This is a genomic window from Alteromonas sp. ASW11-130, assembly GCF_026183735.1.
Lineage (GTDB): Bacteria > Pseudomonadota > Gammaproteobacteria > Enterobacterales > Alteromonadaceae > Alteromonas.
This window is the reverse complement of sequence record NZ_JAPFRE010000027.1, coordinates 117,519-138,896: the sequence shown is the minus strand read 5'-3', so window position 1 is coordinate 138,896 and position 21,378 is coordinate 117,519. Positions and strand designations below refer to the sequence as shown.

At 42.5% G+C, this 21,378-nt stretch carries 17 protein-coding genes; 4 read left to right on the top strand and 13 right to left on the bottom strand.

Annotated elements, in window-relative coordinates; genetic code table 11:
* Window positions 1-12 precede the first annotated feature (12 nt).
* Window positions 13-1,839, bottom strand: a complete 1,827-nt coding sequence (locus OPS28_RS09755) for a DUF885 domain-containing protein (protein ID WP_265609265.1) — start codon at window positions 1,837-1,839, stop codon at window positions 13-15.
* Between the two features lie 260 nt (window positions 1,840-2,099).
* Here OPS28_RS09755 and ansA point away from each other — a divergent pair, with 260 nt between their 5' ends.
* Window positions 2,100-3,116 carry an asparaginase gene (gene ansA / locus OPS28_RS09750; RefSeq protein WP_265609264.1) on the top strand — a complete coding sequence of 339 codons (1,017 nt, stop codon included), beginning with the start codon at window positions 2,100-2,102 and terminating at the stop codon, window positions 3,114-3,116.
* The gene (locus OPS28_RS09745; protein WP_265609263.1) at window positions 3,116-3,952 is read left to right on the top strand and encodes a DUF2797 domain-containing protein; all 837 of its coding nucleotides are present in this window, start codon (window positions 3,116-3,118) and stop codon (window positions 3,950-3,952) included. Before ansA ends, OPS28_RS09745 begins: the two co-directional genes overlap by 1 nt.
* Window positions 3,953-4,029: 77 nt before the next feature.
* Here the strand turns inward: OPS28_RS09745 and OPS28_RS09740 are convergent, their stop codons facing one another.
* On the bottom strand, window positions 4,030-4,338 hold the full coding sequence (locus OPS28_RS09740) for a helix-turn-helix transcriptional regulator (RefSeq protein ID WP_265609262.1): 309 nt from the start codon (window positions 4,336-4,338) through the stop codon (window positions 4,030-4,032).
* Window positions 4,339-4,689: 351 nt separating this feature from the next.
* On the opposite strand from OPS28_RS09740, the gene OPS28_RS09735 reads away from it, so the two are divergent.
* Window positions 4,690-5,358, top strand: a complete 669-nt coding sequence (locus OPS28_RS09735) for an alpha/beta hydrolase (protein WP_265609261.1) — start codon at window positions 4,690-4,692, stop codon at window positions 5,356-5,358.
* Window positions 5,359-5,674: 316 nt separating this feature from the next.
* Here the strand turns inward: OPS28_RS09735 and OPS28_RS09730 are convergent, their stop codons facing one another.
* The 7 genes from OPS28_RS09730 to OPS28_RS09700 all read right to left on the bottom strand — a co-directional run bounded on the left by OPS28_RS09730 (window position 5,675) and on the right by OPS28_RS09700 (window position 13,880).
* The gene (locus OPS28_RS09730) at window positions 5,675-5,890 is read right to left on the bottom strand and encodes a hypothetical protein (protein ID WP_265609260.1); all 216 of its coding nucleotides are present in this window, start codon (window positions 5,888-5,890) and stop codon (window positions 5,675-5,677) included.
* Window positions 5,887-8,691, bottom strand: coding sequence for a DUF349 domain-containing protein (locus OPS28_RS09725; protein ID WP_265609259.1), 2,805 nt, complete (start codon window positions 8,689-8,691; stop codon window positions 5,887-5,889). The genes OPS28_RS09730 and OPS28_RS09725 overlap by 4 nt, the downstream gene beginning before the upstream one ends.
* Entirely contained in the window at window positions 8,681-8,968 is a 288-nt protein-coding gene (locus OPS28_RS09720; RefSeq protein WP_265609258.1) for a YeaC family protein, read from the bottom strand. Before OPS28_RS09720 ends, OPS28_RS09725 begins: the two co-directional genes overlap by 11 nt.
* Entirely contained in the window at window positions 8,965-9,294 is a 330-nt protein-coding gene (locus OPS28_RS09715; RefSeq protein WP_265609257.1) for a hypothetical protein, read from the bottom strand. The genes OPS28_RS09720 and OPS28_RS09715 overlap by 4 nt, the downstream gene beginning before the upstream one ends.
* A 155-nt stretch (window positions 9,295-9,449) precedes the next feature.
* Complete coding sequence (locus OPS28_RS09710; protein ID WP_442863989.1) at window positions 9,450-11,069, bottom strand: alanine/glycine:cation symporter family protein; 1,620 nt, start codon at window positions 11,067-11,069, stop codon at window positions 9,450-9,452.
* A gap of 86 nt (window positions 11,070-11,155) precedes the next feature.
* Window positions 11,156-12,286, bottom strand: a complete 1,131-nt coding sequence (locus OPS28_RS09705) for a M14 family metallopeptidase (RefSeq protein WP_265609255.1) — start codon at window positions 12,284-12,286, stop codon at window positions 11,156-11,158.
* Between the two features lie 148 nt (window positions 12,287-12,434).
* On the bottom strand, window positions 12,435-13,880 hold the full coding sequence (locus tag OPS28_RS09700) for a glyceraldehyde-3-phosphate dehydrogenase (protein WP_265609254.1): 1,446 nt from the start codon (window positions 13,878-13,880) through the stop codon (window positions 12,435-12,437).
* A 206-nt stretch (window positions 13,881-14,086) separates the two neighbouring features.
* Here OPS28_RS09700 and OPS28_RS09695 point away from each other — a divergent pair, with 206 nt between their 5' ends.
* Window positions 14,087-14,884, top strand: a complete 798-nt coding sequence (locus OPS28_RS09695) for a DUF2989 domain-containing protein (RefSeq protein WP_265609639.1) — start codon at window positions 14,087-14,089, stop codon at window positions 14,882-14,884.
* Window positions 14,885-14,994: 110 nt separating this feature from the next.
* On the opposite strand, the gene msrB is transcribed toward OPS28_RS09695, so the two are convergent.
* The 4 genes from msrB to glgB all read right to left on the bottom strand — a co-directional run bounded on the left by msrB (window position 14,995) and on the right by glgB (window position 21,333).
* Window positions 14,995-15,393: a peptide-methionine (R)-S-oxide reductase MsrB gene (gene msrB / locus OPS28_RS09690; RefSeq protein WP_265609253.1), complete on the bottom strand. Its 399-nt coding sequence runs from the start codon at window positions 15,391-15,393 to the stop codon at window positions 14,995-14,997.
* A 25-nt stretch (window positions 15,394-15,418) separates the two neighbouring features.
* Window positions 15,419-16,945, bottom strand: a complete 1,527-nt coding sequence (gndA, locus tag OPS28_RS09685; RefSeq protein WP_265609252.1) for an NADP-dependent phosphogluconate dehydrogenase — start codon at window positions 16,943-16,945, stop codon at window positions 15,419-15,421.
* Window positions 16,946-17,073: 128 nt separating this feature from the next.
* Window positions 17,074-19,143: a glycogen debranching protein GlgX gene (glgX, locus tag OPS28_RS09680; RefSeq protein ID WP_265609251.1), complete on the bottom strand. Its 2,070-nt coding sequence runs from the start codon at window positions 19,141-19,143 to the stop codon at window positions 17,074-17,076.
* A 3-nt stretch (window positions 19,144-19,146) separates the two neighbouring features.
* Window positions 19,147-21,333: a 1,4-alpha-glucan branching protein GlgB gene (gene glgB / locus OPS28_RS09675; RefSeq protein WP_265609250.1), complete on the bottom strand. Its 2,187-nt coding sequence runs from the start codon at window positions 21,331-21,333 to the stop codon at window positions 19,147-19,149.
* Window positions 21,334-21,378: the final 45 nt, after the last annotated feature.

Below are 21,378 nucleotides of genomic sequence, written 5' to 3'. Positions count from 1 at the left end.
CCTGGACCTATATTAGCCCTCTAATTTCTGTGAAGCCACCCAACGCTTTATTTTTTCACTTAGTAAAGGCATTGGAATACCACCATCAATTAACACCTGCTTGTGAAAGGCGCGAATATCGAACTTATCACCTAGTTCATCTTCAGCCTGTTGTCGCAGCTGTTTGATATGTCGCTCCCCCACTTTGTACGCAAGCGCCTGGCCAGGCATAGAAATATAGCGTTCTACCTCTGCAACTACGTCGGAATCTGGCATAGATGAATTTGCAGTCATAAAATCAATAGCTTGTTGACGTGTCCAACCTTTGGCATGTAAGCCTGTATCTACCACCAGACGCATAGCACGTAACTGTTCATCAACTAATCTGCCATACCACTGATAAGGATCTTCAAACATGCCCAGTTCTTTCCCGAGGCTTTCAGCATATAACGCCCACCCTTCAGCAAACACTGTATAGTTATTAAATTTTCTAAATTGAGGTAACCCCTCTACTTCTTGTTGAATCGCAATCTGAAAATGATGCCCAGGCGCCGCTTCGTGAATGCTTAGCGTTTCTAAGACAAATTTAGGCTGTGCTTTGAGATTATGCGTATTGATATAAAAGATACCGGGTCTCGACCCATCGGGCGCAGGGGGCTGATAACTCGCAGCTGCTGCTGAAGCCGCGCGATATGGCTCTACCGCCCTAACCTCATAATCCGCTTTAGGAAATACACTAAAAAGTTGTGGTAAGCGGGAATCGATCTTGTTTTTTACGTTCGTATAAGCTTCGATAACAGCTTCTTCTGATTCAAAGTAAAACTCATCGGAAGTACGTAAGTGTTTGAAAAAATCTTGCAAATTGCCATCGAACCCCACACGCTCCTTCACATTCTTCATCTGCCCAAGAATTCGTTTAACTTCATTTTGCCCAAATGCGTGTATTTCTTCAGCCGTAAGAGGTAATGTAGTATGCGTCTGAATTTGATATTCATACCATTGTTGCCCGTCTGGTAGCGCTGAAAGGCCAACTGTATCGCGTGCACTGTCTAAATATTCGTTTTTCATGTATTGATAGACGCGATCATATGCAGGAATGATGGTGTTACGAATCATGTCGATATATTCATCTTGAAGTGCAACTTTTTCTTCAGCAGATATATCTGTCAGGGTATTCAGTGTAGCAACCGGAGCATAAAAAACACTTTGCGTCACATCTTGCACTATATGTGAAGAAAGCTGGGGTAGTACTTTTTCAGCTATCGGCCTGGGTAAAACCACACCGCTTTTAACCCCCTTTTTCATATAAATGATAGTGCTATCCATGAACTCGGCGAAACCCTCTGCCCGCAGCATGAATTCCCGATAATCATGGGACGTTTTGAACGGTTGGGCGGATTGACCCGAACCTAGCATCGCAAAATAAGTATGCGCGCCCCCCATTTGCGATAGAGGCAAATATTGGTTTTCAAAGTCCCACCCCGCTAACGTATGCTGTCTATCATATTTAAAAATTTCATAACTTAACCAATCTTGACCCTCTAATTTGCTCGCATCAATTTGATTAATTCTATCCAGGTAGCTTTGCTCAAAAGCTTTAGTATCAGCAAGAAATTGCTCAGATAGTGGCGGATTAAATTTATCATCATATCGATGAACACCTACAAAAGTTGCCATTAAAGGATTTCGAGCAAGTGACTCGTCGAAGTACTGCTGAGTCAATTCATTTAACTTAGCCGCTTCACTTTTACTTTCGACCATAGATGAGGATGCCACACGAGTATCGTTTGACGCAGTCTGACACCCCGTAAGTGGAAGCAAGGATGATACAACCGTTAACGCGAGAAGGGCTTTGTTCATGAATGATCCTAGAAGTTAAGCGAAACGTGAAAAATAAAAAGTAAAAAGTAAAAAGTAAAAAATAAAAAATTGATTACTTTGGTTCGAGCAAATAGATTGACACCATGAAGCCTATTAAAACACGGTAGATATAAAATCCCCACGAAATATTTGTGAAAAAATATTTCAGAATAAAGAAGGGAATCAATTATATAGCTAAGTAGCAGGATGACATTGCGTTATAACTTGGTAAACTACAAAAAAAGCCAAGGTATGACTTTATGAGAAAGCACATTTACATTGCCTATACTGGCGGTACGATTGGTATGCGCCCATCCAAACAAGGCTATGTTCCTGCCGCAGGTTACCTTTCTGAAACATTGGCCAAAATGCCTGAATTTCATCGCGCGGAAATGCCAAAATTTACCGTTCAGGAATACGAACACCTGATTGATTCTTCTGACATGTCGCCATCAGATTGGCAGCAGATAGCGGATGATATTGCGCGGCATTACACCCAGTACGATGGTTTTATAATCCTCCACGGCACCGATACTATGGCATATACTGCCTCGGCACTTAGTTTTATGTTAGAAAATCTGAGTAAGCCGGTTATAGTTACGGGTTCGCAGATTCCCTTAGCTGAGCTACGTTCTGACGGTCAGGTCAACCTGTTAAACGCTTTGTATATTGCGGCTAATTATCCTATCCCAGAGGTGAGTTTATTCTTCAATAACAGGTTACTGAGAGGGAATAGGAGCCGTAAAGTTGATGCTGATGGCTTTAACGCGTTTGATTCACCTAACTTTCCTCCGTTGCTAGAGGCAGGCATTCACATCAGAGTTAAAGCGGGAAAAGTAAAACAAAATTCAAATGAGAAGTTGATTGTTAGCCCTGTTTCATCGCAGCCAATCGGAATGGTGAGTCTATATCCCGGCATTTCCTCTGAAGTGATAAAAAACACATTACAGCAGCCAGTAAATGCCCTCATACTGTTGAGCTATGGTGTAGGCAATGCGCCTCAACACCCTAATTTGCTTGAGCAACTTAACTATGCTCAAGAACGAAAGATAGTCGTGGTAAACTGTACCCAATGTTTACGAGGTAAGGTAAATATGAGCGGTTATGCGACGGGCAATGCTCTGCAAGAAGTGGGTGTTATCTCAGGTTGCGATATGACGCCAGAAGCTGCGTTAGCAAAACTTCACTACTTATTGAGCAAATCATTGAATTTTGACACCCTCAAGGCACAACTAGTAGCCAATTTGCGCGGTGAACTGACAGAAGAGGAAGGCTGATGTATTCTGGTCAACTTAGAAAAATGTCTGTTGCGGCAGAGTCAGGTAAAACTGCCCAATACGCGCTTCAGCTGGGTGAAGATAAGCTGAATCTAAATGACATAATTGGAAAGAAAGTCGAGTTAACCTATTCTGGTAAAATAAATTGTATACACTGTCAGACAAAAACGAATAAAAGTTTTAATCAAGGTTATTGCTACCGGTGTCTAATTTCCCTTGCTCGTTGTGATAGCTGTATTATCAAACCTGAACTTTGTCATTACCATGAAGGTACGTGCAGAGAACCTGAATGGGGAGAAGAAAATTGTTTCTCACCCCACTTTATATATCTTGCTAACACAGGTAATTTGAAAGTAGGTATTACGCGTCACGTCACAGCGGGTGTATCGAGCCGATGGATAGACCAAGGTGCGACGCAGGCCATTCCTATTTTGCAGGTTAATGACCGCCTGACCAGCGGCAAGGTTGAAGTAATTTGTAAGCAACATGTAGGCGATAAAACTAACTGGCGAACTATGCTCAAAGGGGAACCAGAGAAAATAGATCTTGAAGAAGAAAAGCGCCTCTTGCTTGAGAAAATTAACAATGAGCTTTCTTTAATCAGCCACGATAAAAGTGCGTTTAACTACACGTCTATCGAAAGCGACCCAATTGATATCACATTCCCAGTAATACAGTATCCGGAAAAAATTAAATCCTTAAACCTCGATAAAACGCCGAGTTTTACTGGTGTGTTAAAAGGAATAAAAGGTCAATATTGGCTGTTAGACGATGATCGGGTAATAAATATTCGCAAATTCGCAGGCTACAATGTAAAACTATCTGTCAGCAGTTAAATACATTTTGTAGCCTTTACTGATTGGATATCCTATGTACGATATCCAATCCCTAACCCTATTCCACCTTTTTGTAGTTAAGCAACACTATTGAGTGGCGCAATGTTTGCTGGTTTAAACGACTCGACCTGCTTCACAAATTCGGCAATATGCTCGTCGTAGTCGCGCTGCAATGCTAACCAGAAAGTCGGACTTGTTTTAGTATACCGTCCTAATGCCACTGCTTTTGGATAGTCCACGTCAAGTAAACCGTGACTGAACTCTAGTGCCACTGTGCTACTGACTGACATTGCTGAAGCAAGTTCAGTTAAGGTTGCTTTACCGCGCAATAAAAATTTGTCATGGAAATACTGGCCGGGATGGGGCGGACTGGATAGAGGCTGCAAACTAAAACTCCTTACTTCTGTTTACCCATTGGAAAAATCAATTCACAGGGAAAAAATTACTTCTACTTATACAGATAAATTCAGCAACTCACATGCCACTTCATAGTCACCTTCTCTCAGGTCGTCAATTCCTATATTTTTCAGCGCCTTAAATGGATACTCCTTATTTTCATCGAAAACAAAAAAATAATTCGAGCGTGAATAGATTGAAAGATTTACGGGGCAAGTGCGCAAAAAGTGTATGAAATTCACAATGAAATATAGACTAAAGTCTAAGTACGGATGAACACCTTAGGGCTAATGACTATAGTGCTATCTACCGATACCATGTAGCTATAAAAAGGAAAGGTCATGTTTCAACAATTTGTTTTAATTATTTTTATTCTTCTTTTTAATTCATCTAGCTATGGCGGAGAAATATTTGAGAGCTTCCCCAAGAATATCAAATCGTCGGATAGCTATGTATTCTATTCTCACGGGTTCATTGTAGAAGGTACTGATCCCACCCCTATTCATGAACGCTGGGGAAAATATAATTTCCCAGCGGTGAAAAAGGGACTTGCCGACCCAAGCTATCATTTAATTGCTACACATCGGCCAGCCAAAACTCACCCTTTCCAGTATGCAGAACAGCTATCAAAACAAGTAAATCAATTACTTAAAAATGGCGTACCGGCGAGCAATATTTCTTTGGTCGGCTTTTCACGCGGCGGTTTTATTACCGCAATTACATCGAGCAATTTAAAAAACATGGATATTAACTTCGTAATATTAGCCGCTTGTACTAGTAGTCTGGCAAAAAGAGAAGAAATAGCTATTTATGGTCATTTATTTTCAGTATATGAAACATCCGATTCCGTTGGTTCGTGTGACGATGTGGTTGCTAGGAGAAGGGATACTGTCAGCTCTTACGAAGAAATTTCAATTTCTACCGGTAAGGAACATGGCGCTTTTTTCCTCCCAAGAAATGAATGGATCGTACCAGTTAAAAGCTGGCTAAAACGGAGAAAGCTTAAATAATGCTGTGCGGTATTAAATAGTCTCTAAACTGCCTTGAGCTGTTAATGTGCCAATGTCTGCTTTTGGCACTCATATAACGGTCACGTTTAGGCAAGTTCCTCTATCAAAAGGGGTAGCTGGAATTGAGACGAATGCAACGTTGTGTGTTAACAACGAGCGCTGTTGTTCTGTCTAAATTACCGAGGGAAACAGTAGGTCTCTTTTTCACATGTTTGTTAATACCCAACGACCATGCGTTAACTCTATTCAAAAACCGCGTTTTGTCTAAGTACACCCCTTATTCTCTCTGCTGTTTTTAGAACATTGGGAATTAACATTACACTTCCTCACCTTCCATATTCGCAGCTAAATCGTCAAGTTGGGACGCCAGGTTATCAAACGTCCCCTGCCGGTATCTATAATTCACGCGGACGTGGTGGTCAGATTGGCCAAACTTGACTGTTAGCTCTTCCGCATCAAAGTGTGAAACAGTATTTAAAAACCGATACGCTAGTTGTTCGGAAGGAAACTTATATTGCAATTGAACATTCACGGCGCTGTAGTTTCCAAATCAGCGATTTGTTTATGAACGCAGCGGGCTAAACGCTCAAACAGCTCGTTTTCAAAATCGGCTAATGGTCCGCACCCCACCCACTGGCCAAGTACTGTTTCAAAATCTGCGACGCGATTCTGCTCCATTTTTTCAGCTAGTTGCTCAAGATTGATTTGGTTACGTTCATTTTGAGCTTCCTCTGGGCTATCTATCCCTGTTATCCATTCTAATTTAGTGGTCAGGTAAGCTCTATCATTTTTTCCAGGCTCGTTTACATTCACAAACCAGCCTTGCTGCTTCTTGTCTAACTTTTCCCAAACCTCATTAGGAAGTTTACTTTCTGGCGTATCGCTATTATGAAATACAGGAATAGCTGTCAACAACGCATCATATTGGTGCTGTTTAGCAATATTTTTCTTACGCTGCTCATGAAGCTTTTTAATTTGAACCAACCTGCTCAATGCATTTTTTACTGTTTTATCATTACGCATGGCCGATGCATTAATCCTTGTCTCCAGATCTTCAATAGCCTCACTATCGGATGTATCCTGGTGCTGCAAAAAATCATCATTAATTGATTGAATTTCGCTAAGAAAACGCTCTTTCTCCTGGTTATACTGCTCTTTCGCTTGCCGTTCTGAATCTTTTAATCGTGCAAAAATCTCATCGTTTGCTGCACGAAATGAACGCCACAATCTATTTTCTTCTTTCTTACCCGCATAGCCTAACGTTTTCCATTTAGCCTGCGCTTGCTTTGCAAACTCGACGGCTGTTTGCACGTCTTCTTCGTCGAGCTGTGTCTTGACTTGTTCAATTAACTTTTGTTTTCGACGCTGATTTTCTTGATACCACTCATTTACCCTTTGGGAAGTGGATTTGATTGCATCAGACCATTGTCTTTTCATTTTGCGCCAGGTATCACTATCGAGTCTGTCTTCTTTATGCCAGCTGGCAGTTAACTTCTCATACTGAGACGCAAGAGACTCAATGTCAGTTTCCACATCTAAAGATGCAGCTTCATCAATGAGCGCTTGACGGGTTCTTTTCGTTTTTTCGCGTCGCTCTTCCTGTTCCTGATAGTGTTTTCTGCAAGGCGAAAAGGCTTGCTCTATGAGCTCATCAAACTCAAGCGCTAGCTCGCTTTTACTGGAAAGTGCGCCAAGGCTTTGCCATTGTTTTCGCAAATACTTTACCTTTTCGGCTCTTTCCTTTATAGAGCCAACTGGTTCTGATAAAAGTCTTTTAACCTGCTCAATGAGTTCCGGCCGGCGTGGTGTAGCTAGATAGTCCTTCCAACCTTCTAATCTTTCAACGCTTTCTCGGACCTTTTCGAATTTGTAGGTAAGCGAGGTTTGCTTACTTGATGATAAACTCGCAAAGTTGGCTTCTAACTTTGAGAATTTCGCTATTGCTGCATTAAATTTCCCTTTACTAATCAGGTTCTCAATTGCACTCATTTGCTGATGGCAGGTTTTAGTTAGGTCGATTTGCTTGGATTCATTATCGTCAATTTGCTTCTTCCAGCGTTTCGATATTTCTTGCCATCTATCAGCCAAATCATTGGGCATTGTTGGAAGAGATTTGGAAGACTTTAACCAGGCGGCTTTTAATTCTTGCTGCTTTTGGCTTTTTACCTCAAAGGTAGTCTCTTTACTGTGAAATAGTGCTTCAGACTCATTGACGATATCTCTTATCCTATTAACTTCACTCCTTAAAGTTTTCAAATTAGCGACGGTATCTGTTGCTCTATCCGCCGCAGCGATAAAACCTTTTTGCGGGAAATCAGGACTGAACGCTTCGGCCTGTTGGACTTCTTGATAAAGTTGGTTACGTTTACTGTCTACCTCCTGAACCGTACTTTGAAGCTCTGCATCATCCACCGTTAACAGCGCATCAGTTAATTCATTAAGGTCCCTGGTTAAACGGGCGAGACTCGTCATCCGACGCTCCTGCTCCAACTTGAATTGTGCGCGTTCCCATTCTGGGAATAGGCGCTCTAAAACCGTTTCCACCTTGTTATTGATACGATCAAACTTCGTTTCTATTTCGAGTTTTTTATCTGCTGGCAGAAGCGAAAAGCCTTTACTTAGCTCATTGAATTCTTCTTTAAGTAAGCGGCTTTTTTTTGTGATTTTTTCATAGTCACCACTATCTGCTAAGGCTTGAAGTTTAGATAAGACAAACGTGGCTTGCTGAATTAACTGTACAGGCTTTTCTTCTTCTGTTTTAAGCTCATCCAAGCGTTGGCTAATTATTTCCGCAAATTTAGGATCGGTGGTTTTGTTCTTTAGCTTCTGTAAGATCTTTTTATCATCAGCTGTCTTGAGCCAATTCTGTTGTAAGGTCGAGCTGGCGTATTGATTAATGAATTTTAGTGTGAACGACGCGTTATTCAATTTCTCCAATAACTTAAGCGTGACATCGTCTGACTGTTGGTGAGGGTTTAAGGTAAGAAACTGACTTCGTAATTCGTTATTTGCACTTTCCAGTAAATAAGCAGTGCGTTCTTTATTACTTAGCGGGTAATTGTTATGCCCTAAAATGGTTTCGTTCACAAAGCGTTGAGCTTCACGTTTTACATAAGGATCCCGGGCGATTTGTGCCATTTTCTGCCACAAAGCAAATGATGCTAGTTTTTCAAGCGCAGCCAAAGACACGTTTTTATCTTCGTCATTGAACGCCAGCTCATGCAAAACTTGTTTGTCTTGGGAATTGGTAGGTTCGAGTTTCGCTATTGATTCAATCCGCTTTTGAGGACTGTTACTTTTATGTGACGAAGAAAAAAAACGCTTAAATATCATTATGTTTAAACCGTGCTATAGATTCTGTAGTTGAAGAAAAGATGTCGCGTTTGAAATCTTGCTTGGATTTATGAACTATTTCACCATGCTCATTCACTGTCATATGTTCAGACGATTTAGCAATTTTTGCTTGATAAAGCATTACAGCCTGCATACAACTTTCTCTTTGTCCTTCGGAAAGACGGCTACCGTCACCCCACTTCCCCGTTTCTACGGCTTCTTGAATTCGTTCAAAAACCTCAGGGGTCATCGCTGAGAGTAAAGCTTCTATATTCATGACGAGAAACGTTTAATAATCAAAATACGAATACGATTTATTATGTACCAGACAAAGCCTACAACTGACATTAGCACAGCTATATTATACTGTAGCTCACCTTGTCTTGCTCCGCCCCAATACATAAACCCAAAACCAGCGACAAATAATAACATAGCCAGCATAGACTGCGTTTGTATGCTGCTTAGTTTTTGAAATCTATTTAATTGCTGCTTGCGAACAATATCTTCATCCGTAGCTTTACCTAAGTTAAAACCACAATGTTGGCAAGTATCCACTTTATCTGAAATTTTTTTGTTACATGAAGGACAGTCGATGAGTGCCATACCTTCTCCTGTGTTGATTAATTTTAAAAGGCGGTGGTAGTTGGCGAGTATTATGTCATTTTTCTTTTATCAGTTTTCACTAACGAATTATTATTATGCTTACTCGATGCGGCATGGGCAACCACTCGATACCCGGCCACATTGATATTTAGCGATTACTTACCGTGTTTATTCCAATATTCGTTAACTGTTTGTTTCATTTCTTTGCTAAGCAAAACGATGCCAAACAGGTTAGGTAGTGTCATAACCACTATCGCCACGGCGGAAAGGGCCCACACCAGCGTAGTATCAGAAAACGATGCCCACACAAAACCAGCAACGTAAATGACCCTGTAAGGCATAACTGAACGAGGCCCAAATAGATAGGTCATGGCTCGATCGCCATAATAAGACCACGCTATTGCTGTGGAAAATGCAAATAACATTAGGCCTATCGATACAATATATTGTCCGTAATCACCAAAATAGCCACGGGTAAACGCAATAGTGGTAAGAGGGGCTGAATGTACTAAAGACTTACCACTGACTATAAGATTATCTTTAATCGGCTTTCCGTCTTTAATTTTCAGAGAGCCCGTAAACGGGTCATCACCACCAAAGGAATATTTTACCTCTTCGGCCACAGAACGGGCATTGATTAGCGTAAAGCCCTCACTTACAGCAACACCATTCACCACAGAGATAGTACCCGAGTAAGGCTTAACCTGGCTATCTGTGCGTTCGTTAATTAATGAATAAAGCTGAGCGACATCTTCACTATTCGACTCTTCATATACGCCTTCGATAAATAGCATATCTGAACGATCAAATACGTTTTCATGTTTTTCTTTCCATACGCCCGAGGAAAGTATAACCAACCCCGTGATAGTACAGATTATTATGGTGTCGATAAAAGGTTCTAGTAACGAGACCATCCCTTCTGAGGCGGGTTCTTTCGTCTTGGCGGCGGCATGCGCTATAGGAGCAGAACCCTGACCGGCTTCATTTGAAAATAACCCACGATTTACACCACGATTGAATGCATAGGCTAATGATGCGCCAAGGAAGCCCCCTGCTGCTGCAGAACCAGTAAAAGCATCGCTAATAACAGCCATAAACGATGGGCCTATGTTTTCAAGGTTCGCAAAAATAACCGCCAAAGCGCCGATCAAATAAATGACGGCCATTAAAGGAACAACCTTCGCTGTTACCGCTGCAATACGCTTTATGCCGCCTAAGATTACCAAAGCGAGCAATATCCCCAACACACTACCTACAATGAGAGGATCAAATCCAAAGGTTGCTTCTAGACTGCTGGCAATACCGTTGCTTTGCGGTAAATTACCGGTACCGAATGAACTAATAACCGTTGCTACTGCAAACGCGACGGCTAGCCATTTCATGTTTAAACGACGATCCATGTAGTACATCGGTCCGCCAGCCATGGTGCCATCTTCTGTCTTTACACGATATTTATGAGAAAGCGTAACTTCTACAAATTTAGTCGTCATCCCTAAAAACGCCGTTGCCCACATCCAAAATAACGCTGCGGGGCCCCCTAAAAATATCGCGAATGCGACCCCACTAATATTTCCTGTACCAACCGTGCCTGACAGGGCGGTGGTTAGGGCTCTAAAGTGGGTCGTATCACCAGGATCGCCCGCGTGGTCAAATTTACCTGTGACTACCAACCAGGCATGCTTAAAAAAGCGTATCTGCGGAAATTTGAGATAAACAGTAAAGAACAGGCCCACACCAAGAAGTACAAACGGAAACCAGCCTGCACCACCTAGCATCGAATCCAGCAAAAGCAAGAAACTATATAAACTCTCCAACTTGAGTCCCTCTTTTTATTATTTATTGTTGTAATGAAATATATCAGTTAATTCTTTAATTCACGCAATACCGCGTTTACTGCAACCAAAAGATCTTCACCTAACTGCTGACAACGTGGAACTGACCAACCATAGTCAGCATCAGGCAGATTTTTGTTATCCTTAAACGGCATCTCAAGCGTATATGCCATACATTTAAATTTCTCAGCAACTGCACTTGAGGCAATGGAAAGATTGGCCTGACCCGGTTCATCTTTTGGGTAGCCAAATTCGTCTTGAAACTCAGGCGTCGCATTAAGTAACGCATGTTTGAATGTGTCTTCCAAGTGCTTTAACTTATCGTTATAGCTAGGAATACCTTCGCTGCCAGCCACAAAGTTATAAGGCAAGGCTTCATCACCGTGCAAATCCAGATACATATCGACGCCTGATTTCTGCATTGCTTCGGTCACATAATAAACTTCAGGGCTTTTTTCCAATCTCGGGGTGGCCCATTCTCTATTGAGGTTGGCGCCTGTGGCATTAGTACGCAGGTGTCCGCGTACACTGCCATCAGGATTCATATTGGGGACCACATAAAACACAGCATGTTGTAACAACTGACGTGCTAAACCATCCTGATCATCCAGTAAACGGTACACTAAGCCCTCTGCACACCATTCCGCCATTGTTTCTCCGGGGTGCTGTCGCGCCGTGATCCAGATTTTTTTCTTCTCAGAGCTTTCTTCACCGATAACGAGCATGGACATATCCCGTCCATCCAGCGTTTGCCCTAACCACCTGTGCTCACATTCAGGAAACACCTGGGCGTCATGCATAAAATCTAGGTGACGTTCGTAGCTATAAGGTATGAAATAGGCAAAGTAAACCGACGGTTCTTCAAGATTGATAGCAAACGTCAAGTTATCGCCATCAAACTGTGAACCTACCCTAAACCATTCCTGGCGATCATATGACGCCAACACGTTATAGTCTTTCCAGCCTTCAGGATAAGCTGATTTTGCTAAATCTGTAATGGTAATTTTATGTTCAGTGAACTGTTCTGAAAAAAGACGAAAATGAAACCACTGATAAAACTCGGACTGATTGTCTTTGTTAATTGATAAAATGATATCGTTGGGAGATTCGGCTTGTATGACACGAATGTTGCCACTATCGAATTGACTTGAGATATGCATAAGCCCTGCCTGTTTCCTTATTTTAATTGCGCGGTAATTTAGCACATTCTGGTCGCAGAATACCATGCTATAAGGGCAATTAAGCTGAAATTGAAAAAGCCGACAACAGGTGTCGGCTTTAGAGTGATTTGTTAAACGATTTTAAAATTTATGCAGGGAGCGTAGGGAATGTTATGCCCGCCATATCCATAACGCAGCGCATAACCTGGCAGCTATAACCAAATTCATTGTCATACCAAACATATAACGTTAGACGATTGCCCGCAACGATAGTCGCCTGAGAATCAACTACAGAAGCTGCCCTTGAACCAACCACATCCGTCGATACTATTTCAGTGCTGGCGGTGTAATCAATCTGGTGCTGAAGAGGCGAAAATAGTGCGGTATTGCGCAAAAATTCGTTTACCGCTAATTTATCTGTTTCTTTAGCCAAATTGAGGTTCAGAATAGCTAGCGATACATTTGGTGTAGGTACACGAATGGCATTCCCTGTTAACTTCCCGTCTAACTGAGGATAGGCTTTCGCTACCGCTTTTGCAGCACCCGTTTCGGTGATAACCATGTTTAATGGAGCGCTACGACCACGACGTTCTGCTTTGTGAAAGTTATCAATCAAATTCTGGTCGTTAGTATATGAATGCACCGTTTCGACGTGACCATTAGTGATCCCATACTCTTCATCTAACGCTTTAAGTACTGGTGTAATCGCATTTGTGGTGCAGCTTGCTGCAGATAAAATGGTGTCTTCGGGTTGGATATCACTGTGGTTAACACCATGCACAATATTTTTGATATCACCTTTACCAGGTGCAGTCAGTATCGCTTTTGCTGTACCTTTAGCTTGAAGGTGTAAACCTAACCCTTCGCGATCTCGCCATTTGCCCGTATTGTCAACAACGATAGCATTGTCGATACCATATTTTGTGTAATCAATTTGATCTGGGCTATCTGCGTAGATAACCTGAATAAACGCACCATTGGCCTTTATTGCCTGACGCTCATGATCAACAGTAATACTGCCGTTAAACGGGCCGTGTACAGAGTCACGACGCAATAAGCTAGCGCGTTTCTCAAGATCACCTTCTTTTCCGCCTCGAACTACAATTGCTCGCAGACGAAGTTTGTTGTTCATGCCATTACGCTCAATGAGCAAACGCGCCATTAAGCGGCCGATACGTCCAAATCCATATAACACTACGTCTTTAGGTTGTTGATCGTCGCCACGACCAGCAATCGTTGACAACTTCTCGTTTAGATATGCTTCCAGATCTTTTTGATCAACTGCAGCACCGTAGTGGAAGTCAAAGGCCAACTTACCAATATCAATTTGCGCGGGCGCTAACTGCATTTTGCTAATAGCTTCTAAAATAGGGAAGCTTTCACGTAATCTCAGTTTGATGCCTTCATGCAAGCGTACTTTGCGATGCGCTTTAATTACATCAATTGCACTGGCGTTTAAAAGTGGGCGCCCGTATACGGAAATTTCAACGGCGTGATTGCGGTATAATTTACCGATCAACGGCAACATCATTTCAGCGTATTCCTGACGTTCCTGCCAGCTATTTTGCAATTCCTGTTCAAACTGTTGGTTCATGCTTCTGCCTTCGATTTAAAAGAAAAATTTTAAACGCATCAGAAAAGATTGTAGGGTAAACTTGTAGACCCCCTCTGACGACGAGCGGTATTGTAATTAAACATGATGGGATCACCAAATTGTTGATAAGTTTCAAAAGCAATCATAAACATCGTGTCATAGCCAAAAATATTGGTAATTTTTCGACACTTTCACGAAAAATAGTGATGTTCCCGATACTTTGTATCTACTTAACTGGGTGCGGTGAATATTTCTCGCCCAAGGTTTCCGAGATATGTAGTACTCATCCAAATTTATGCAGCGACTTAAATTCGGACAGTTGGTGCCGTTCTGAGAAAGCTGAAATAGTGAACCACCGTTATAGACACCGAGAACCACTTACGGCAAAACAGCAATATCGATTGCTCATATTATTTGAGGATTATAGAGCATGCATCACAAAAGCCGCGGGAATTGAACACATAAAGTACAGAGAAAAAGAATCTGACAGAATGAAAGGCGTAATCACCGCGAAGCGGGAATTAAAACGATTAGCCAGGGCTACTAAGAATGACCCGAACCCTTACCTTTCGTATTATCACTGGTCAAGATTTAGTGATGACAATGCGTTACAGCGCTTTATGAACGCCAATCGCACGGGTAAATTGAACACTCCAGATTTACTGGTCGCGTTGGCAACGATTGAAGTAAAACATGATCTTAATCAAACTCGTAAGACCCTATACCGAGCGCTTAGCTTATATGAAAATGATGATGGGATAGATACTGAAGTATTTCCTACGTTAGTAACTATCTCTTTAGAACAGGAAAAATATGCCCGAGCGTATGTCTGGTCGATTGTGGCCGAAGAATATGATGCGCTCATTGAAGGTAATGACAGGACAGCTTGGGCCAAGCGGTTTAATTTGGATACTGATAAATTAGAAGATGTTGCAGACGAGGTAATAGATGCGCTCGAAGACGGAAGCTTTAATGCTACTAATCTTGGACTGCACAAAATTTAATAAATGTGAAAGCTATTTCAGGGAGATCGTTAAATTGAATGAGTGTAATAAACTTTCATATGCAAACCCTGCAATAAATTTTTTACACCATCTATAACATTATCTAATGGTTAACCTTTAACCTGTTCATTCCCGTCAGGATTGAAAGATAGAGATATTGAATTAACACAGTAACGTTCCCCGGTCGGTTGTGGCCCGTCGGGGAATACATGGCCTAAGTGTGCATCACACTGTTTGCAAAAAATCTCAACACGCTGCATCCCATGGCTGTGGTCCTCCCGGAAACCTACATTTTTATCTACAGACTGGTCATAAAATGAAGGCCACCCACAGCCAGTATCATATTTGCTTTCTGAAGTGAAAAGGGTCACACCACAGCATTTGCAGACATACTCCCCTTCCCGATTTTCATTTAGCAATATCCCGGTGAATGGGCGTTCAGTCCCGCCCATTCGACAAACTCTATACTCATCTTGCGAAAGTTTGTCTTTCCAATCTATTTGTGACATAGCGAATTCCCGCAAGACTATTAAACTATTTTTTGATAGCTATTTGAGGTCTAGCAGGATCACTCCATTCAATATGAAATTTTTTGCCCACCGGTTTATCGACTCGTTGGTAGGTGTGTGCACCAAAGTAATCACGTTGTCCCTGGAGCAAGCCGGCTGGTAGCACGGCTGTGCGATAAGAGTCGTAATAACTGATTGCCGACATCATCGCAGGACATGGAATGCCTGATAGGGTGGCTTGTGAAACAGAGTGCCTCCAATCTTCCTGATATTCAGCTATTTGCTCAGAAAAATAAGGTGCAAGAAGCAGATTTGCTAGATTTTCATCTTGTTCATATGCGGTTGCTATAGATTGTAAGAACACAGCTCGGATGATACATCCTGCCCGCCAAATCTTAGCGATTTCTGCAAAATCTAATTCCCAACCATGCTCTTTAGCAGCAGTTGCCATTAGTTGGAAGCCTTGGGCATAAGCGCAGATTTTTGAGCAATATAGCGCATGTTCTAACTTTGCAATTGCAACAGTCTTCTCTTGATCTGATAATTTTATTTGCTGAGGGCCCGCTAGCTGTTCACTAGCCGCCACGCGTTCATCTTTCAAACTGGATATGCTACGAGCAAATACGGCCGCTGTGATAGTTTGTGCAGGACTGCCTACTTGCAGTGCGCTAACAGCTGTCCACAAGCCCGTACCTTTTTGCCCCGCCTTGTCCAGGATAACATCTACTAATGGTCGGTCTGTTTCAGGATCTTGCTGTTCCAACACTTCTGCGCTTATTTCCATCAGGTAGCTGTTTAGCTTTCCTTGGTTCCATTCCCTGAACGTGTTGGCAATTTGCACCGGGCTCATTGCAAATGCGTTTCGCATAATGTGATAGGCTTCACAAATAAGTTGCATGTCCGCATATTCAATACCGTTATGGACCATTTTTACGTAATGACCTGCTCCAACTGGACCAATATAAGTAGCACAAGGCTCGCCTTCTTTTACTGGGTTGCCGGGGGAATAGGATTCTATCGGCTTACCTGTCGCAGCATCTACCTTGGCGGAAATAGCTTTTAGGACAGGTTCAATACGTGTCCAGGCATACGGGTTACCCGACGGCATTAATGAAGGGCCAAATCGCGCGCCCACTTCGCCGCCGGACACTGCGGTAGAAAAAAAGATAAACTTACCTTTGTATTGCTCTTCACGCTCAACAGAGTCAGTCCACAAGCTATTTCCAGTATCAATTACGATATCATCGGCTTGAACGCCCGCATCTATCAAATGATGACAAACATGATCTACAGGTTCACCAGCAGGAACAGAAAGAATAATAAGGTGGGGAGATTTAAGTTTGCTAAGTAGTTCGGTGTAAGAGTTACAACCCTCTACCCGCGCCGGTTGGCTACCCCTCTCGGCTTCATCTTTGGCAAGGATCGCATCAACTTTATTTTGATCTAAATCGAAACAGGCTACGCGATAACCATGGTCCGCTAGGTTTAACGTAAGGTTACTACCCATGACACCTAAACCAATAAACCCAATATCACATTGTTTATCGCTCATTTTTTTTCCACCGTTTTGTTGCAAGAAAACCCGCTCAATAGATGGGAGCGCATAATACCATCGCCTCGCAAGAAGAACAGCTTTAGGCTAAAAATTTTAACATTTGTTTTTAGGATAACTGGAACTCGTTATGTGGAAGCATGCCAGGAGAAAACTGCCAAACTCTTGCCTGCTTGTAGAAAAGCACGTTGAATACAAATTCGAGGTTGTTCGGCTAATGTGCAATAGCGGGTATCGAGGTGTAACATCCAGCCGCCTTTTTTCTTTTCTATAGGTAGATTAAAACGCACATCATTATCACTGGCGTTGAAGCCAATGAACCAATGTTCATAGGGTTTATCAGTTGATTTTTCGCCAATAATTTCTAATCCGAAAGCCTTATTGTGTGTGGCCTGCCAATCAGCCGAGACTTTGTCACTGCCATCAGGCTTATACCAATTAATAGACGCTACGTTCACCGACTGTTGAAAAGAATCATCCTTCATTAGTACCTGGGAGAGTAAATCGCTTTGCTGGCGTAGCTTAATAACGTACTGACAGAAATTAAAAAAATCCTGTTTACGTTTATTTAAATCCCAGTTTACCCAGCTGATTTCGTTGTCTTGACAATAAGCATTATTATTGCCCTTTTGAGTGCGACTTAACTCATCGCCTCCCAAAATGTGAGGGGTACCTTGCGCGAGGATAAGTGTGGCAAACAAGTTTCGTTTTTGGCGCTCTCTTAACGAAAGAATTTTTTCATTCGTCGTTTCCCCCTCTTCACCATAGTTAGCTGAAAGATTATGGCCGTGTCCATCTTTATTGCTTTCTTCGTTGGCCTCATTATGGCGCTTTGCGTAACTCACTAGGTCATGTAATGTGAAACCATCGTGGTAAGTGACATTATTCACAGAAGTATTAGGCTGGCGAACACCTTTAGCGAAAACATCACGAGACCCCATCAAGCGTGTGGCAAAATCGGCTGTCTGACCATCATCCCCTCTCCAGAACGCTCTTACAGTATCACGAAATTTATCATTTACTTCCAGCCAGGGCGGCGGAAAATTTCCAAGCTGGTAGCCATCTGGGCCGATATCCCATGGCTCTGCTATCAGCACGCAATTTTGTAAAACGGGATCCTGGTTAATCGCTCTTAACAAACCTGCGTTAGGCGTAAAGTGATGAGGATCTCGACCTAAGCAAGCGGCCAGGTCAAAACGGAATCCGTCTACGCCAATAACATCTACCCAGAACCTCATGGCATCCATGATCATTCGAGTCATTACCGCGGATGCAGAGTTGACGGTGTTACCGCAACCAGAATGGTTGCTGAACGCGACTTCACCTTGTTTTGTTTGCTCAAATAGATAGCTTTGTTCACTGGAAAAACCCTTGAAAGATAGCATCGAACCACCCTCGCCTCCTTCGGCAGTATGATTGAAAACTACATCTACAATAACTTCGATTCCCGCAGCATGATAAGCATCAACCATCTGACAAACTTCATTTAATGCATCCTGCCTACCATAGCGTGGTTCCGGAGCGAAAAAGTTTACCGGATTGTACCCCCAATAATTGGTTAATCCTTTCTCAACGCAATAGGGTTCAGGCATGAAGGAAGCAAGGGGCATAAATTGAATCGAAGTTACGCCTAAGGCTTTTAAGTGTTCAATAATGGATGGATGACAAGCAGCAATATAACTCCCCCGTTCAAATTCTGGAATATCGCCTCTTAACTGGGATATCCCCTTAATATGCGCTTCATATATAATGCGTTGATGTGAAGGTATAAAGGGCCGGGTAATGGTTCTGCGGTACGACGCTTCATCAACCACCACCGCCTTTGGAATCATAAATTGGGAATCATAGGTGTATTGCCGGGCATTCCAAACTATTGCTCGGCTCAATTTTTTTGCATAAGGGTCGATCAATAATTTGTTGGCCGAGCCACCATGTAATTCATTCGCACCACGCTCCACCCTGTATGCATAAAATTGACCGGCCACAATACCCGCCACTTCACCGTGCCATATATCGCCAGTTTTACCAGGTAATGATATTTCGTTAATTAATTCTTCTGTATCGGCCCGATATAAACACAAAATTACCGCATCTGCGTTGGTGCAAAAAACCGCAAAGTTGCACCCTGTATCAGTAAGGTTGGCCCCCAATTGCCGCGCATGACCTACGTTTACTTGCACGCTTGATTTCACTGCCATATTTTATGCTTTGCCGTTCCATACGATAAAAAGAGTAGCTAACGGCGGTAATGTAAGATCGATGCTAAACGGCTGATTGTTCCAATATTCGTGGTGAGCTGTTACCAATTCAGGTACTTTATAAGCACTTCCCCAGTATTGATTTTCATCAGAGTTTAACAGCAATCTATATTCACCTTCGTCCTGTACACCTAATTTAAACGGTTCACGTGGACTAGGTGTAAAATTACACACAACGTAAACTTTTTGCTTACCATCACCATTTTTACGCACGAAGGAAAGTACGCTTTGTTCTTGATTTTGGTGATCAATCCAATCAAAACCCCGTGGTTCGTGATCGAGCTCATATAGCGCAGGGGTGGTTTTATACACCTCATTTAGCTTTCGATAAAGCGCATTGATACCTTTATGCTTGTCATAATCGAGCAGATGCCAATCTATTGAACAATCGTGGTTCCATTCTCGACTCTGCGCAATTTCATTGCCCATAAAGTTTAGTTTTTTGCCAGGGTGACCGTACATAAATGCCGCATAACACCTTAGGTTAGCGGCTTGTTGCCATTCATCACCAGGCATCTTATTTAGTAAACTGCCCTTCCCGTGAACCACTTCATCATGTGATAGGGGCAACACGAAGTTTTCGTTAAAGGCATAAACCATACTAAATGTAATATCATCATGATGATAACGACGATAAGCCGGCTCTTTACTGATAAAATGCAATGAATCATGCATCCACCCCATGTTCCATTTAAAGCCGAATCCTAATCCGCCCTCGTATACAGGTCTGGAAACTTTTGGGAATGAAGTGGATTCTTCTGCTATGGTCATCGCATAAGGAAACTGTTTATAAACCTCTGTGTTCATCCACCTAAGCAGGCTGGCCGCCTCATAATTTTGGTTACCACCGTCGACATTGGGGATCCACTCACCGTCATTTCGTGAGTAATCCAAATATAACATAGATGCCACTGCGTCCACCCGAATTCCATCCACATGGAATTTATCAAACCAGAATAACGCATTAGCTACTAAGAATTGTCTAACAGAGTCTTTCCCAAAATCATAGATGCAAGAATTCCAATCAGGATGCCACCCTTTTCGCGGATCAGAATACTCATACACACATGAACCATCGAAACGAGCGAGACCGTGGCCGTCTTCAGGGAAATGTGCGGGCACCCAGTCTATAATGACCCCGATGCCATGTTGATGACAGTTATCTACAAAGTACTTAAAGTCATCCGGCTCGCCAAAGCGACTGGTTGGTGCAAACATCCCGACCGGCTGATATCCCCACGAACCATCAAATGGATATTCAGAAACAGGGAGTAGCTCTATGTGGGTGTATCCCATATCTTTTACATACGAAACTAAATCCTCTGCGAGTTGCCGATACGTCAAATAGCGCTGTTCATTCTTATTACCAGGCCGTTTCCACGAAGCCAGGTGCACCTCGTAGATACTCATTGGCGTTTTATAGTGGTCGCGCTTTGGCGCCTGCCTCCAATCATCGTCCTGCCATTGATATTGCTCGTGGTCATATATTTTGGATGCATGGGACGGGTATTGTTCTGCATGAAAACCTAAAGGATCACTCTTATGCGGTAAGGCATTACCTTCGGTATCTTTAATCTGGAACTTGTATCTTTCGCCTGGTTGAAGTTCTGGGATGACTAACACCCAATAGCCTAGCTCTGTCTGCTGAAGAGGATGAATTCGCCCGTCCCACTGATTAAAATCGCCAATTACCGAAACAGATGACGCATTCGGTGCATAAACGGCGAATCTTACTGCTTGAATGGTCTTTTTATTCGCTTGAACGGTAATGAGTTGCGCACCAGCTTGACGGTAAAGGTTCTGCGGTTGATGGTCAATAAAATGAACGGCATGAAAAGCTTCATCCTGATACTGATATGGGTCCAATAAACTGAAAGTGCGGCCTGCGCGAGTAACGTTTAATTGGTATGCTCCCGTTGCAAGTTGCTTGCTATGGCCCCTGAACAGCCCCCTTGTAGACGTCTGCTTTAGTGTACAAATGACCGATTTAGTGCCTGCTTTACTTACCGTAATTTTTTCTGCATCAGGCATCCACACGGTGACACTGTGAACCGACTCAGCGTATTGACGACCTAAAATGTTAAAAGGGTGCGCACAATTTGCGTATGTGAGCTGTTCCTCTATCAGCATATATTGCTCCTATAAAAAATCCGCAGTGAAGCCGCGGATTTTCGA